Raw genomic sequence first — 14,970 nt, 5'->3', positions numbered from 1 at the left:
CATCCAGCTGACGGGCGATATAACCGGCATACTTGATTTGAATTTCCACTTGCTCAGCAGCAACAGGGTCGTCAATACCAGGCCCGATACCGTCAATGTTCATCAGCGCGTTATAGGACATTTCCGGACGCCGGATAAGCTCTTCAAAAGAGTGTTCACGGCTCACGGGATTTTTAAGCAACGTGTTGAGCTCCGGCACTGCTTTGTGATCAGGATGCACCCACTGGCCGCGCAGACGTTGCAGCTCGAGTTCAACGGCTTCCATCTTCGTGTTAAACGCTGCCCAGCGTGCATCATCAACCAGTCCGATTTCACGGCCTAGCGCTGTCAGACGACTGTCTGCGTTATCTTCCCGTAACAGCAGACGATATTCAGCACGGCTGGTAAACATGCGGTAAGGTTCTTTGGTTCCCATGGTCGCAAGATCATCAACCAGTACACCCATATAAGCCTGATCGCGACGTAAAATCATCGGATCTTTCTGTTGAACCTGCAGTGCTGCGTTGGCCCCTGCCATCAGTCCCTGTGCGCCGGCTTCTTCGTAACCGGTGGTGCCGTTAATTTGTCCGGCAAAGAAAAGTCCGCCGATAAATTTAGTTTCCAGCGTTTGCTTCAGATCCCGCGGATCAAAGAAATCATATTCGATGGCATAACCAGGACGGATGATATGAGCATTTTCAAATCCACGGATCGAGTGAATAAGCGCCTGTTGAACATCAAAGGGCAGACTGGTTGAAATACCGTTCGGATATACCTCGATACTGTTAAGCCCTTCCGGCTCCACGAAGATCTGGTGAGAGTCTTTATCAGCAAAACGGGTGATCTTATCTTCAATACTCGGACAGTAACGCGGGCCAACACCTTCAATGACACCGGTAAACATGGGTGAGCGATCCAGACCACCACGGATAATATCATGAGTTTTTTCGTTAGTATGGGTGATGTAACAGCTGATCTGCTGCGGATGCATTTCACGGTTACCCATAAACGAGAATACCGGTACAGGGGTGTCGCCGGGTTGTGCCTGCATAACGCTGAAATCCAGCGTTCTGGCATCCAGACGGGCAGGGGTACCGGTTTTCAGACGCTCCACTCTGAAGGGTAATGCACGCAGACGTTCTGCCAGAGCCAGTGACGGCGGATCACCGGCACGGCCACCACGATAGTTTTCAAGACCAATGTGAATGGTACCGCCAAGAAATGTGCCCACTGTCAGGACAACCGTTTTGGCTTTAAATTTAAGACCCATCTGGGTAACCACACCGGCCACGCGATCATTCTCTACGATCAGGTCATCACAGCTTTGCTGGAAAACCGACAGATTTGGCTGGTTTTCTACCACATTACGGATAGCCTGACGATACAGTGTCCGGTCAGCCTGGGCGCGGGTTGCACGCACAGCAGGGCCTTTACTTGAATTCAGTGTTCTGAACTGGATCCCGCCCTGATCAATTGCCAGTGCCATTGCACCACCTAAGGCATCGATCTCTTTAACCAGATGGCCTTTTCCGATCCCGCCGATTGCAGGATTACAGGACATTTGTCCGATGGTTTCCATGTTATGTGTCAATAACAGTGTTTTTGCACCCATACGGGCAGATGCTAATGCTGCTTCGGTGCCGGCATGACCACCACCCACAACGATGACATCGAATGCTTCCTGATAAAACATGTTGAACCTCACATAACACGGGGAATGTAGTTAATCGTATATTTCTTTAGCTGTACGGGCCGTCAGAAAAAGGGCGCGTATTTTAGCTGACTTATTGCCTGATTAAAATGGTTAAATTTTCTGCAATTCACTTTGGAGCCGGAAAAGGCTTCCGGCTTATAGAATATAAGATCTCTTTTAAGATCTTTATTTTTATATTTATTAGGATCGCGAAGATCTGTGAGTAAGTGCTTTTTCGTTCTTTAGATCATGATCTTACGGAAAGAATAAGTTCGGTACAGAGCCGATCATAACCCGCCCGGGATCATGTGCATAACCAGGTATATTATCCACAATCGAAATCTTGAGAAAAGTTATTCTTTTCGTGATCAGAGCTTATGCACAGTGGTTTACAGGATCCTATCCACAGGCGTGATCAAGATGTGATCCGATTGGGGATAACTTGTCGGCAACGATCACTTTATGATCGCATAAATCCCTGTTTTACGCGTGTTTGAAAGGTGATCTTCCTGTGATTAGATCTTTTCCACAAGATCACATGATCGCACACTTATCCACGATCCTTTTTTCTGTTTCGTTTCGTGACCCGAAGGTAAAAAGAAATAAAAAAAAGCGTCATTATGACGCTTTTCCTGTAAAACCCGGTTCCGTTCAGCTCGCCTCAGCGTACCTGATTGGGCTGATAACGTGTCTGCTGCGTCTCAGAAGGCTGTTCATCATTAACCAGACCATCACGGCGGCTGGGGCCGGAAAAACGCACCTTATAGGTGTCATACTCTTTAATCGACTCAAAACAGTACTTACCTAACGCCAGTTCGAGTTCAGTCAGATTGTGGTTGGTGATCAAAATACAGTTTTTCTTGTTCACCAGACGTTGTCTGAGCAGATTACCGAGCCAGCTTTGCTGGTTCTTTTTGAGCATACTTTCATTCACACAGACTTCATCAAGGATCAGCAAGTCCACATCCAGCAATTCCTGGTGGGCTTCGCGGAAGCGCTGACCTATATTATCCTGTGAACCGAAATCGAAGGAGAAATGACGCATTTCCATCAGTGTGGACAGCTGACGGTATAATACCGTTATCTCGTACTGCTCAATGAGTTCGTGGGCAATAGCCCCGGCGATGTGTGATTTTCCGCGGCCATAGTCACCGTAGAATAACATCATGTGAGAACCGGCCTGACGCCACTCTCTGTCACTGTGCGCAGCAATAAATGACTGGGCGATACTGACCGCTTCAATCACGTCTTCACTGTCTTCAATCAGATTTGCGAAGGTCCAGCGGGGATTCAGATCAGAGCGGCCGTGCAGATCTGTGATGCGTTGTTTTTTACTGTCCTGCTGTAACTGGCGGACTTCCTCATTCGCTTTACGCTCATACTCTTTTCTGAGCGTTTCGTATTCTGTAAAACCGTCTTTAACTTCCGGTTTGCCCATGGCGCGGGCCAACTGATTAAGCTTATCTTTTAACGATTGCATGACATTCAGCTCTTCTTTTGTGAGGCGTATTTTTCCACCAGCTTTCTGGCATTATCGTCTGCTTCTATGCCTGCTGCAACGGGTACACTTTGACTTCCCACTTTTTTGGTTGTGGTATGGCCGGTCGTCATCCGTTTTCTTTTGATGGCATAAGCAAATTTCTGTGTCCACTGGAAGTGGCTGAAAACGGCATCCGGCCGGCCCAGCCAGTAGGATACAAATTCACCAATATCTTCATCACCGAATTCACGATCGATAAGCCCGATAAGGTTTGCCATTTCTTCAAACAGCGCAGGGTCAGGACGCCAGCGTCCGTGGATTGCGGTGTATTGTCTGTGAAGATGGGTAAAGTCATCCTGTTCGTGACGACACAGTGGCAACAACACGTGCTGGCCGCTCAGAGAGCTCTCAAAGGTTGCCTCTCCCTCAAGGGCGATAAGGCCGGCCTGATCCAGTTCACTGAGCAGCGTATTGATTTGCTGGCCACGGGTATAGGCATCTTCCTGTTGATCGTTGCCGTTTAACAGGGTGATAAGAAACTTATAATTGAGGACATCTGAACGGCCGGCGTTCAGATCTGCTGTCGGCTTCAGACCGAGGCAATATAACACTCTGCTGTCGTTAGAGAGCGGCGAGGTGAGGGCGTGATATTCTGCTTCGGTAAACATAAAACGTTATTGCTTAACTTGTTGTTCAAACCATTCTACCGCTACATCTTCAGGGATAGGATGGTTAAGTACATCAATATGCAAAGGCGGCGCGGTTAACGTTGCACCGGCGTCAGTTAAGCGCTTTTCCATTTCCATGGCACCATAACAGAAGGTGTCATAGCTGCTGTCGCCCAGGCCGACGACCCAAGCGTCTATACCACTCAGATCGGTTTCTTCCAGGGCCTTGGCAAAAGGCTGAATATTCTGTGGAAGCTCGCCGGCTCCATGTGTTGAGGTACAAATTAACCATGACCCCTTTTTTTCAAGTGCATCAAGATCCGGCTCGAACTGCAGTGTGGTAGTGAATCCGGCAGACTGCGCTACCTGCTCCAGCGCTTCAGCAACGTATTCAGATGCACCCAGTACAGATCCGACGATGATTGACAGATGTTTAGACATAGTTATTTACCGATACAAAATGAAGAAAAAATACGACCCAGTAAGTCGTCTGAAGTGAATTCACCGGTAATTTCAGTGAGTGCCTGATGAGCAAGACGTAACTCTTCGGCCAGTAATTCTCCGGCCAGATGTGAGAGCAATTGTTGCTGGCCGTTATCCACATGTTCTGCTGCCTGCGCCAGTGCGTCAAGGTGACGGCGGCGGGCAATGAACTGTCCTTCTGTGGTGGTGTCCAGACCCATGGTATCGGCAAGGTGCTGACGCAGTAATTCCACACCTTCACCGGTGCTCGCAGACAGGCCGATCACGCTGACGTTGCCATGTTGTGTGGTGAGCTGCTGAATGCCCACAGTCTCTGCTGATAAATCGGCCTTATTGCGGATTACTGTCGTGGGGATGTTTTCAGGCAGCCGTGCCATGAATTCAGGCCAGATCTCGTAAGGGTCGATCACTGCGGTGTCTGTACTGTCAACGACAAATAACACGCGGTCTGCTTCTGCAATCGCTTTCCACGCACGCTCAATACCGATCTGTTCAACTTTATCCGGACTTTCCCGTAAGCCGGCTGTATCGATGATATGCACCGGCATGCCGTTAATGTCGATATGTTCTTTTAAGACATCACGGGTAGTACCGGCGATGTCTGTCACGATGGCGCTTTCACGGCCCGCCAGCGCATTCAGTAAGCTGGATTTGCCGGCGTTCGGACGACCGGCAATAACCACCTGCATACCTTCTCTTAAAAGCGAGCCTTGTCTGGCTTTTTGCTGTACCTCTGCAAGAGACTCAACAATATCAGCCAGATCGCCGGCGACTTTGCCATCTGACAGAAAATCGATTTCTTCATCAGGAAAGTCGATAGCCGCTTCTACATACATACGAAGATGAATGATTTGCTCAGACAAAGCGGTTATTGTGCGGGAGAACTCTCCCTGCAATGAGCGCAGAGCACTTTTCGCAGCCTGTTTAGAGCTGGCATCAATCAAGTCTGCTATGGCTTCGGCCTGAGCGAGATCCAGCTTATCATTTAAGAATGCCTGTTCACTGAATTCCCCGGGCCTAGCCAGGCGTACGTTCCCGCAGGCCAGGATAGCATCAATGAGCATATCCATGACGATTTGTCCGCCATGGCCCTGGAGTTCAAGCACATCCTCACCGGTGAAGGAATTCGGCCCTTTAAAATAAAGTGCTATTCCCTGATCGATCACATCGCCCTGTTGATTATGAAAGGGCGTGTAAGTCGCAGAGCGCGGAGCCAGTGTGACAGGTACCAGTGCCTGCGCAATCTCCATTGCTGCCGGGCCTGATACACGCACAATACCCACACCGCCACGGCCGGGGGCTGTAGCTTGTGCGACGATGGTATCTTGTGAGGAGGCAATAGGGTGCATATCAGTCTTTCATATTCTTAAATTGGAACGGCTGGCCTAAATCGGAGCTGCGCACCAGTGCAATAACCTGCTGTAAGTCATCACGCTTCTTACCGGTGACCCGCAGTTGATCGCCCTGGATGGCGGTCTGCACTTTGATTTTATTGTCTTTGATAAGCTTTACAATTTTCTTGGCAGTATCCTGCTCGATACCTTCTTTGAACGTAATGACCTGGGTCACCGTTTTGCCGCGGTGATCGTAATCTTTTAAATCCAGAATACTGGTATCCAGATTGCGTTTGGAGCAGGCGTTACGGAACATTGACTCAAGCTGCTGAACCTGAAATTCACCCTCTGCTTTCATGGTCACGGTTTTTTCTTTAAATTCGATGCTGGCTTCTACGCCACGAAAATCGAAACGGGTAGCCAGTTCCCGCTGGGTGTTTTCCGTTGCATTACGGACTTCTTCGATATTGATTTCAGATACGATGTCGAAAGATGGCATTATTTGACCTCTCTTAGATGAATCAGCCCGCTATTGCGGGCTGATAATGACGGGATAGTTACTTAGATTTTAGCCCTTTCTTTTCCATTGCGGCATAAATCAGTTTTGCCTGGATGAGGGTGATTATATTACTGACTAACCAGTAAAGTACCAGACCGGCCGGGAACCACAGGAAGAACACACTCATGGCCACAGGCATGAACTGCATGATCTTCTGTTGCATTGGGTCGGTTACCGTAGTGGGTTGCAGCTTTTGCAGTAACCACATACTCGCACCGGTCAGTACCGGCAGCACGAAATACGGGTCTTTCACAGAAAGGTCTGTGATCCACAGGAAGAAATCTGCGTGACGTAATTCAACACTTTCCAGTAATACCCAGTAAAGTGCCAGGAAAATTGGCATCTGCAGGATGATTGGCAGACAACCGCCCATCGGGTTTACTTTCTCTTTGCGATACAGTTCCATCATCGCCTGAGACATTTTCTGACGATCATCACCAAAGCGATCTTTCAGTTGCTGCATCTTAGGCGCAAGATTTCGCATGCGGGCCATGGATTCATACTGTTTCTTCGTCAGCGGATACATAGCACCTTTAACGATAACAGTGATGAGAATAATGGCGACACCCCAGTTACCCACCAGGCTGTGCAGGAATTGAAGCAGGGCGAACAATGGCTGTGACAACCACCATAAAATGCCGTAGTCCACTGTCAGGTCCAGGCCATTTGCCAGCTGTGCCAGGTTGTCCTGATCTTTGGGACCCAGATACAGCTCTGCACCGATTGTTGCAGTTTCACCACTGGCTACATTTACCGGTGTACCGGTGAAACCAATTATGGCGTACTGATTCTGAACCAGTTTGGTGTACAGGTTATTTACCTGAGAAGCAGGCGGGATCCAGGCTGAAACAAAGTAATGTTCGAGCATACCGACCCATCCGGCTTCCGTAGACACTTTCAGATTTTTATCTTCAATGTCGTCGAACGTGTACTTCTCATAACGATCTTCCTCGCTACCGTATGCTGCACCACGGTAAGTCGGCATGAACATGTTTCCGCCATCAGGTACCTGTGTGGTTTGTTTAAGCTGTGCATACTGCTGGTAAGTTGTCGTATTACCTGAGTTATTCTCAATGGTATAGGTCAGGGCGATGTCGTGGCTGCCTTTAGTAAAATTAAAGGTTTTGGTAATTTTCACGCCATCTGCATTTTGCCATGTCAGAGGCACTGACAAAGTATCGCCCTGCATGACAAATTCTTGTTGTGAGGCATCATAACGCGGACGACCTGAACGATTTCCGTCAGGACCATCACGACCAACCAGACCGCTTTGTGCGATATACAAACCATCCTGAGGGCGCAGCAGGCTGTAGTTTTCTGATGATTCCTGAGTCAACGGAAATTTCACCAGATTCGCTTTAACTACGTCACCGCCGACTAAATCAATTTTCAGATCAAGCGTGTCAGTAAGTACGTGAACTGTACGTGCAGATTCAGGCTTAGCTTCCTGTACCATGCCGGGCACGTCGTCCTGAGAAGCAACCGGCACATCATCGCTGCCTGGCAGAGAGGACGGTACACCGTTACTACCTGCATTCGTGCTACTTTGTTCAGATGCGGCGGGCTGAACAGGTTGCGGGCCATAATCTTGTTGCCATTGTTGCCATAGTAAGAAGCTCACAAGGGCAAGGCCGATTAACAGAAAACTACGTTGCGATTCCATAGAGGTCTCTTTATTCTGAGTGTTTATTATTCCGTGATTCCGGCACGGGGTCGTTTCCGCCCGGATTGAAAGGGTGGCATTTTAATATGCGTTTAATCGATAACCAACCGCCAATTAGCAATCCATGCGAATTTAATGCTTCAATTGCATAATATGAGCAAGTCGGGTGAAATCTGCACCGTTGTCCCAAAACCGGCGAAATGAACCACTGATAGCATTTAACCAGTAGCAGAGGAAGAGCGATGGTTATTTTGCGCAGCGTTTTGCTAACTTTTTCCATTGCTTATCCAACATAGAAAATATTTCGTCATTGGTGAGTTTATCTGCGCCGGATTTGCCAACCACAATAATGTCGACTGCAGGCAGTGCGTGACGACGGTGACGAAAACTTTCTCTGATGAGACGTTTCAGTCTGTTGCGGTCATGGGCTTTTCGCACGCGTTTTTTAGCAATAGTAATCCCGACACGGGCATGTGCTAATTCGTTTTTGCGGGCAAGTAAGGTAAAAGCAGGGGATACAGCAGGAGTTGCGTCATTAAACACATGGGTAAAGTGGGAGGGAGTTAACAGACGTAACTCCCTGGAAAAATTATTTTCACCCACTTTTGGGTAGTACTCTTAAGCAGAAAGGCGAGCGCGACCTTTAGCACGGCGAGCTGCTAGTACTTTACGACCATTTTTAGTCGCCATACGAGCACGAAAACCGTGAGAACGCTTGCGCTTTAAGTTGCTCGGTTGAAATGTTCTTTTCATGACCAAAGTCTCACTTTTCTAGTTAAATATCAGACGTGCAAAATAGCAGTCTTACCAACAAAACATTGTGTCCGTTGATAAGCATGTTACGCCGCCCATCCAAAAAGGACGCTGAATTCTAGAGATCCCGGCACCTGATGTCAATCCAAAACGCCTTTATACTGCATATTTTTTATAAAATAGTGCAGAAATTTTGTTCAGCTTTGCGGAAAGATTTCAATTCATCATAATTTCGCTGTGAATAAATTGTCTGCAAATATAATTTTATCCACAAGTCAATAGATGATCGGTAAAGATCGTGGCTTTTTTTACCCGGATCTCACAGACTGATCAAGCGTACAGTGTTTTAGCGATTATCTGTGATAGAGATATAACGAAATAAAATAAGAATTAACTTTCAATAGGTTAGCCTTTTGATCCGGAAGATCGAGCCAGATCGTGATTTACTTTACCCACAGAAGATCAGATAATCCACAGCGATCACAATTAGAATACAACATACACCGCTGTTACCCAGAATAAATATTGCTTTTCCTTTTTCTCAATCAGGAATACGTATTCTCTTCGCCGTTTTTTGTCTTACTGGCGTCTGCAGCAGCTTTTGGAGCCTACATTATTATGTCTCTGTGGAATATGTGCCTTGAGCGCCTACGCCAGGAATTGCCGACCCAACAATATAGTATGTGGATACGTCCGCTTACTGCTCAGGAAGATGCAGACGTTCTGACGTTATTTGCCCCGAATCGTTTTGTCCTGGACTGGGTGAGAGATAAATACAGAGATAAAATTACAGAGCTGTTCACCGAGTTTTGTGGGCAGGATTCACCACAACTTCATTTAGATGTTGCTACCCGTACAGGCCGACCTGCCAGCGGCATCCCGTCAGGTCGACCGGCACCGGCTCCTGTTCAGTCAGGTACTTTCAGCCGTTCTCAACCTCCTGCACAATTTTCATCCGCAGGGACAGAGATGAGCCGGCCTGAGGTGAATGCCCCCGCGCATGTTGCGCATGAACAGCAAAATGACAACCTGTATGCTCCGAACATCACCAAAGCCAGTTCCGGTGCCGGTGCATATCGCGAACCTGAACCTGTTCATCAGCACTCGGGGACTAATACACCAGCCGGCCGTGGGCCAGCAGTTGTCCCCATTCCCGAAGCGATGAAGCACAAAAGCAATATCAATCCGACCTATCAGTTTGATAATTTTGTTGAGGGTAAATCAAACCAGCTGGCCAGAGCGGCTGCGACTCAGGTTGCCAATAATCCGGGTGGTTCCTACAATCCGTTATTTATATACGGTGGTACTGGTTTGGGTAAAACCCACTTACTGCACGCAGTAGGTAATGGCATTATTGCAAACCGTCCGGGTGCTAAAATTGTGTATATGCATTCAGAGCGCTTTGTACAGGACATGGTAAAAGCACTTCAGAATAATGCTATAGAAGATTTTAAACGGTTTTACCGCTCCGTAGATGCCTTGCTCATCGATGATATTCAATTTTTTGCGAATAAAGAGCGTTCGCAGGAAGAGTTTTTCCACACCTTCAATGCATTGCTTGAAGGAAACCAGCAAATCATACTGACTTCAGACCGTTACCCCAAAGAGATTGACGGGGTAGAGGATCGCCTCAAATCCCGGTTTGGCTGGGGCCTGACCATAGCGATAGAACCCCCTGAACTTGAAACCAGGGTGGCCATTCTTATGCGTAAAGCGGCAGAAAATAAAATTCATCTGCCCGATGAAGTGGCGTTCTTTATTGCCAAGCGATTGCGTTCAAATGTTCGTGAGCTGGAAGGGGCGCTTAATCGTGTCATCGCTAATGCGAATTTTACCGGCCGGCCTATTACTATCGATTTCGTCCGTGAAGCATTACGTGACTTGTTAGCTTTACAGGAAAAACTCGTTACAGTGGATAACATCCAGAAAACTGTCGCAGATTATTATAAGATTAAGGTTGCTGACATTCTCTCTAAGCGTCGTAGTCGCAGTGTGGCAAGACCAAGGCAGGTAGCTATGGCGCTTGCTAAGGAGTTGACCAATCACAGTCTACCTGAATTAGGTAACGCTTTCGGTGGCAGAGACCACACTACGGTACTGCACGCTTGCCGAAAAATAGAGCAGCTTAGAGAGGAAAGTCATGATATAAAAGAGGACTATAAAAACCTGATAAGAACCTTGTCCTCATAAATCTTTGACATTCCAGGCAGGAAAGTAAATCAATGAAATTTACCATCAGTCGAGAAAAGTTTCTTCAACCGTTACAGTTAGTTTCCGGTGCAGTAGAAAGAAGACACACATTACCTATTCTTTCTAACGTACTTATTAAAGTTAGTGAGGATGCACTCTGGCTAACCGGAACGGATCTCGAGGTAGAACTCATCGCCAGTACCCGTCTTGAAGGCGAGTACGAAGAAGGTGAAATTACAGTTCCCGCCAAGAAGTTATTTGATATTTGCCGTGGTATTGCCGACGGTACTGATATCCAGTTCAGCCTCGATGGAAGCAAAGCGCTAATCCGTGCAGGACGTGGTCGCTACACTTTATCTACGCTGTCTGCCAGTGATTATCCAAATCTTGAAGACTGGGAAGGTGAAGTTGAGTTTGAGCTTTCTTCAGCTGACATCAAACGTCTGATCAACAGTACCCATTTCTCCATGGCGCAACAGGATGTGCGTTATTATTTAAACGGCATGTCACTGGAAACTGAAGAACATATTATCCGCACTGTCGCTACCGATGGTCACCGTCTTGCTTTGTGCAGGCTGGATTATGAAAGTGCATCCTTACCGGCGCGTCAGGTGATCATACCCCGTAAAGGTGTACTGGAAATTTCCCGCTTAATCGGAGATGACGAGAAGTCTATTAAGGTACAAATAGGTGCTAACCATATTCGTCTTTTCTCTTCCGATTTTATTTTCACTAGTAAACTGGTTGACGGGCGGTTCCCTGATTATCGTCGTGTGCTACCGAAAGACGGGGATAAAACTATTCTTGCCAGTAAGGCAGTATTAAAAGATGCGTTTGCCCGTGCTGCAATTTTATCGAACGAGAAGTTCCGCGGCGTAAGACTTAACCTTTCCAGTGGTGAGCTTAAAATCACAGCCAACAACCCTGAGCAGGAAGAAGCGGAAGAAATTGTTGATGTGAACTATGAAGGCGACGATTTAGAAATTGGTTTTAATGTCGCTTACTTAATTGACGTTCTTAATGCTCTGACGACAGAAGAAGTTCAGTTAACTTTATCTGATTCTAACTCCAGTGCTCTTATCCAAAATGCCGGTGATGATGCTGCGTTATATGTCATCATGCCGATGCGTCTGTAGACCATCTTTAAGCAGGGGCGAAAGCTTTGCTTTCGTCTCTCTGTTTTACACTTCCCCCGGGCAACGCCTATGAAACTGGACAAAGTCCAGCTGACTGATTTCCGAAATATTCAAAACGCTTCGTTTATCCCGTCCCGTTCTTTAACGCTGATAAGTGGTAAGAATGGCAGTGGTAAGTCATCTCTTATTGAAGCGCTTTACTATCTTGGTTATGGGCGTTCATTTCGTACAAACAAGCATGAGTCTGCTATTCGTCATGATGCAGACCGTTTCAGCATTTTCACCCGCTGTGCGGGGGATGATGGCAACGTTAAAAACATCGGATTACAGCGTAGCAGGCATGAGCAATTTGTTTGTTCAATAAACGGCAACCATTCACACCGTCTCGCTGACTTAGTTAGTCTTATACCGGTTCAATTATTTACGCCTCAGAGTACTGACCTCATTATCGGGTCACCCGGAGAACGCCGTCGTTTCATCGATTGGGGATTGTTCCACGTGGAACATGAATTCAATTTGCTGTTTCAAACATTCCAAAAGTTGCTAAAAACACGCAATACATTACTTAAGAGACAAGCAAATCTGAGTGCGCCCGAGAACGCTTATTGGGAGCAACAATTCCAAACCGTAGGGGAACACCTTAGTGAGAAGAGAAAAGACTACATAGGGCGGTTACAGCCAATATTTAATGCCATTTGTAGTGAATTTCTACCTGAGTTTTCTCTCGAAATCTCGTATTATAAGGGGTGGGATAAAGATGCTTCTTTGATTGAAAGCCTGACGCGAAAACGTGACTACGATACAAAGGTAGGTTACACAACTTCAGGGCCACACAAATCAGACTTACGATTTAAAGTGGATGGTTCTGCGGCGCAGGAAGTTCTTTCAAGAGGGCAACTTAGAATGGCTGTCGCTGCATTACAGTTGTCACAGACAACATTGTTCCAGCAGGAAACATCAAGACGCAGTATTTTCTTACTTGATGATGTCGGAGCAGAACTTGATTTAGATAAGCGAGAGCGGTTTATAGACGGGTTAGTCGCGATGGACACGCAGCTTTTTGTGACTGCTATAGAGCGTGAACAACTCGAGTTTATAAGCAAATATAAAGACAAAAAAATGTTTCACGTGGAACATGGCCACGTGAACGAGGAGTAAAGGTTAGACTATGTCAGAGCAAAACAACTACGACTCGTCCAGTATTAAAGTCCTGAAGGGATTGGATGCCGTACGTAAACGCCCGGGTATGTATATTGGTGATACAGACGATGGAACCGGTTTGCACCACATGGTATTTGAGGTTGTAGATAACTCTATCGACGAGGCGCTGGCAGGCTATTGCTCTGAAATTGTGATTCAAATTCACTCTGACGGTTCAGTATCTGTTTCAGATAATGGTCGTGGAATTCCTACTGCTATGCACCCGGAAGAAGGTGTATCAGCAGCAGAAGTCATCATGACGGTACTGCACGCCGGCGGTAAATTTGACGACAACTCTTATAAAGTATCGGGGGGTCTTCACGGCGTAGGGGTTTCGGTTGTAAATGCGTTATCCAGCAAACTGAAATTGAAAATTCGTCGTGAAGGCAAAGTTCATGAGCAGGAATATCACCATGGCGTTCCACAAGAGCCACTGGCGATAACCGGCGATACGGACAAAACCGGTACTTCTGTGCGTTTCTGGCCAAGTGCTGATACCTTCACCGACACCTTATTCCACTATGATATTTTAGCTAAGCGTTTACGCGAACTGTCATTCCTGAACTCAGGTGTGTCCATTCGCCTTAAAGATGAGCGTGACGGAAAAGAAGACCACTTCATGTACGAAGGTGGTATCCAGGCTTTCGTTCAGTACCTTAATCAAAATAAGACTCCGGTCCACCAGAAGGTTTTCCACTTCAGCACTGAGCGTGAAGACGGCATTTCTGTTGAAGTCGCAATGCAATGGAACGATGGTTTCCAGGAGAGCATATTCTGCTTTACTAACAACATTCCACAGCGTGACGGTGGTACACACTTAGCCGGTTTCCGTGGTGCGCTTACCCGTACACTGAACAACTACATGGAAAAAGAAGGCCTGAATAAAAAGGCTAAGACTAATGCCAGTGGTGATGATGCCCGTGAAGGTTTGACGGCTGTTATCTCTGTTAAAGTACCTGATCCTAAGTTTTCATCACAGACAAAAGACAAACTGGTTTCTTCAGAAGTGAAGAATGCGGTTGAGTCAACGATGAACGAAAAGCTGGCTGATTTCCTGCTCGAGAACCCCAACGAAAGTAAAATCATTGCTTCGAAAATTATCGATGCAGCACGGGCTCGTGAAGCCGCCCGCAGGGCTCGTGAAATGACGCGTCGTAAAGGAGCGTTGGACCTGGCTGGTCTGCCCGGTAAACTTGCTGATTGTCAGGAAAAAGATCCTGCACTATCTGAACTGTATATAGTGGAGGGTGACTCTGCAGGTGGTTCCGCCAAGCAGGGTCGTAACAGAAAAAATCAGGCTATTCTGCCGTTAAAAGGTAAAATCCTGAACGTAGAAAAAGCCCGTTTTGACAAAATGTTGTCTTCTCAGGAAGTCGCAACCCTCATTACTGCATTAGGTTGCGGTATCGGTCGTGACGAATACGATCCCGAGAAACTGCGTTATCACAGCATCATTATCATGACCGATGCGGACGTGGATGGCTCGCATATCCGTACGTTGCTGCTTACATTCTTCTATCGTCAGATGCCTGAAATCATCGAGCGTGGATACGTCTATATTGCTCAACCACCACTTTATAAAGTGAAAAAGGGTAAGCAGGAACAGTATCTGAAAGACGAAGATGCACTGACAAACTACCTGACAAATATCGCTATTGATGGTTCAGCACTGTTTACCAGTGAAGATGCTCCGGGCATTTCCGGTGTTGCTCTTGAGAATCTTGTGAAGCAATATCAGTCTGTAGAAAAGATGATCAAGCGTCTTCACCGTCTCATGCCACCGGCGATTCTGTACCGTTTAATATATTCTCCAACATTGAGACACGAAGATC

14 protein-coding genes are annotated in these 14,970 nt (G+C 46.9%); 4 read left to right on the top strand and 10 right to left on the bottom strand.

Features of this window, described 5'->3' with window-relative positions; genetic code table 11:
* From mnmG to rpmH, 10 genes are all read right to left on the bottom strand, one after another.
* The coding region (gene mnmG / locus AC4PME_RS15950) for a tRNA uridine-5-carboxymethylaminomethyl(34) synthesis enzyme MnmG (protein ID WP_491224452.1) at nucleotides 1-1,672 on the bottom strand (1,672 nt) is incomplete at its 3' end.
* Nucleotides 1,673-2,333: 661 nt separating this feature from the next.
* On the bottom strand, nucleotides 2,334-3,152 hold the full coding sequence (locus AC4PME_RS15945) for an ATP-binding protein (protein WP_119503219.1): 819 nt from the start codon (nucleotides 3,150-3,152) through the stop codon (nucleotides 2,334-2,336).
* Nucleotides 3,153-3,157: 5 nt separating this feature from the next.
* Complete coding sequence (locus AC4PME_RS15940) at nucleotides 3,158-3,820, bottom strand: DnaT-like ssDNA-binding domain-containing protein (protein ID WP_119503220.1); 663 nt, start codon at nucleotides 3,818-3,820, stop codon at nucleotides 3,158-3,160.
* Between the two features lie 6 nt (nucleotides 3,821-3,826).
* Complete coding sequence (mioC, locus tag AC4PME_RS15935) at nucleotides 3,827-4,261, bottom strand: FMN-binding protein MioC (RefSeq protein ID WP_119503221.1); 435 nt, start codon at nucleotides 4,259-4,261, stop codon at nucleotides 3,827-3,829.
* Between the two features lie 2 nt (nucleotides 4,262-4,263).
* Entirely contained in the window at nucleotides 4,264-5,652 is a 1,389-nt protein-coding gene (mnmE, locus tag AC4PME_RS15930) for a tRNA uridine-5-carboxymethylaminomethyl(34) synthesis GTPase MnmE (protein WP_119503222.1), read from the bottom strand.
* A 1-nt stretch (nucleotide 5,653) separates the two neighbouring features.
* Nucleotides 5,654-6,136 (bottom strand): YajQ family cyclic di-GMP-binding protein, encoded by a 483-nt coding sequence (locus AC4PME_RS15925; protein ID WP_119503223.1) that lies wholly within the window; start codon nucleotides 6,134-6,136, stop codon nucleotides 5,654-5,656.
* 58 nt (nucleotides 6,137-6,194) lie between these two features.
* Nucleotides 6,195-7,859: a membrane protein insertase YidC gene (gene yidC, locus AC4PME_RS15920; protein ID WP_474880258.1), complete on the bottom strand. Its 1,665-nt coding sequence runs from the start codon at nucleotides 7,857-7,859 to the stop codon at nucleotides 6,195-6,197.
* Between the two features lie 10 nt (nucleotides 7,860-7,869).
* Complete coding sequence (gene yidD, locus AC4PME_RS15915) at nucleotides 7,870-8,118, bottom strand: membrane protein insertion efficiency factor YidD (RefSeq protein WP_119503569.1); 249 nt, start codon at nucleotides 8,116-8,118, stop codon at nucleotides 7,870-7,872.
* The gene (rnpA, locus tag AC4PME_RS15910; RefSeq protein ID WP_490710425.1) at nucleotides 8,106-8,462 is read right to left on the bottom strand and encodes a ribonuclease P protein component; all 357 of its coding nucleotides are present in this window, start codon (nucleotides 8,460-8,462) and stop codon (nucleotides 8,106-8,108) included. Before rnpA ends, yidD begins: the two co-directional genes overlap by 13 nt.
* Nucleotides 8,463-8,477: 15 nt before the next feature.
* Nucleotides 8,478-8,612: a 50S ribosomal protein L34 gene (gene rpmH, locus AC4PME_RS15905; protein ID WP_014290886.1), complete on the bottom strand. Its 135-nt coding sequence runs from the start codon at nucleotides 8,610-8,612 to the stop codon at nucleotides 8,478-8,480.
* Between the two features lie 618 nt (nucleotides 8,613-9,230).
* On the opposite strand from rpmH, the gene dnaA reads away from it, so the two are divergent.
* The 4 genes from dnaA to gyrB form a co-directional block, all read left to right on the top strand.
* Nucleotides 9,231-10,802 carry a chromosomal replication initiator protein DnaA gene (gene dnaA, locus AC4PME_RS15900; protein ID WP_491044878.1) on the top strand — a complete coding sequence of 524 codons (1,572 nt, stop codon included), beginning with the start codon at nucleotides 9,231-9,233 and terminating at the stop codon, nucleotides 10,800-10,802.
* Nucleotides 10,803-10,834: 32 nt separating this feature from the next.
* Nucleotides 10,835-11,938, top strand: a complete 1,104-nt coding sequence (dnaN, locus tag AC4PME_RS15895; protein ID WP_119499413.1) for a DNA polymerase III subunit beta — start codon at nucleotides 10,835-10,837, stop codon at nucleotides 11,936-11,938.
* Between the two features lie 69 nt (nucleotides 11,939-12,007).
* Entirely contained in the window at nucleotides 12,008-13,096 is a 1,089-nt protein-coding gene (gene recF / locus AC4PME_RS15890) for a DNA replication/repair protein RecF (protein ID WP_119499415.1), read from the top strand.
* A gap of 10 nt (nucleotides 13,097-13,106) precedes the next feature.
* On the top strand, nucleotides 13,107-14,970 hold a 1,864-nt coding region (gyrB, locus tag AC4PME_RS15885; RefSeq protein ID WP_491226102.1), incomplete at its 3' end, for a DNA topoisomerase (ATP-hydrolyzing) subunit B.

Source organism: Alteromonas sp. (assembly GCF_984505615.1).
This window is presented reverse-complemented; position numbering and strand designations above follow the sequence as displayed.

What these genes read in the sequence shown, in the direction of transcription:
- AC4PME_RS15945 (WP_119503219.1), bottom strand. Translation starts at nt 3,152, where the DNA reads ATGCAATCGTTAAAAGATAAGCTTAATCAGTTGGCCCGCGCCATGGGC.
- AC4PME_RS15940 (WP_119503220.1), bottom strand. Translation starts at nt 3,820, where the DNA reads ATGTTTACCGAAGCAGAATATCACGCCCTCACCTCGCCGCTCTCTAAC.
- mioC (WP_119503221.1), bottom strand. Translation starts at nt 4,261, where the DNA reads ATGTCTAAACATCTGTCAATCATCGTCGGATCTGTACTGGGTGCATCT.
- mnmE (WP_119503222.1), bottom strand. Translation starts at nt 5,652, where the DNA reads ATGCACCCTATTGCCTCCTCACAAGATACCATCGTCGCACAAGCTACA.
- AC4PME_RS15925 (WP_119503223.1), bottom strand. Translation starts at nt 6,136, where the DNA reads ATGCCATCTTTCGACATCGTATCTGAAATCAATATCGAAGAAGTCCGT.
- yidC (WP_474880258.1), bottom strand. Translation starts at nt 7,859, where the DNA reads ATGGAATCGCAACGTAGTTTTCTGTTAATCGGCCTTGCCCTTGTGAGC.
- rpmH (WP_014290886.1), bottom strand. Translation starts at nt 8,612, where the DNA reads ATGAAAAGAACATTTCAACCGAGCAACTTAAAGCGCAAGCGTTCTCAC.
- dnaA (WP_491044878.1), top strand. Translation starts at nt 9,231, where the DNA reads ATGTCTCTGTGGAATATGTGCCTTGAGCGCCTACGCCAGGAATTGCCG.
- dnaN (WP_119499413.1), top strand. Translation starts at nt 10,835, where the DNA reads ATGAAATTTACCATCAGTCGAGAAAAGTTTCTTCAACCGTTACAGTTA.
- recF (WP_119499415.1), top strand. Translation starts at nt 12,008, where the DNA reads ATGAAACTGGACAAAGTCCAGCTGACTGATTTCCGAAATATTCAAAAC.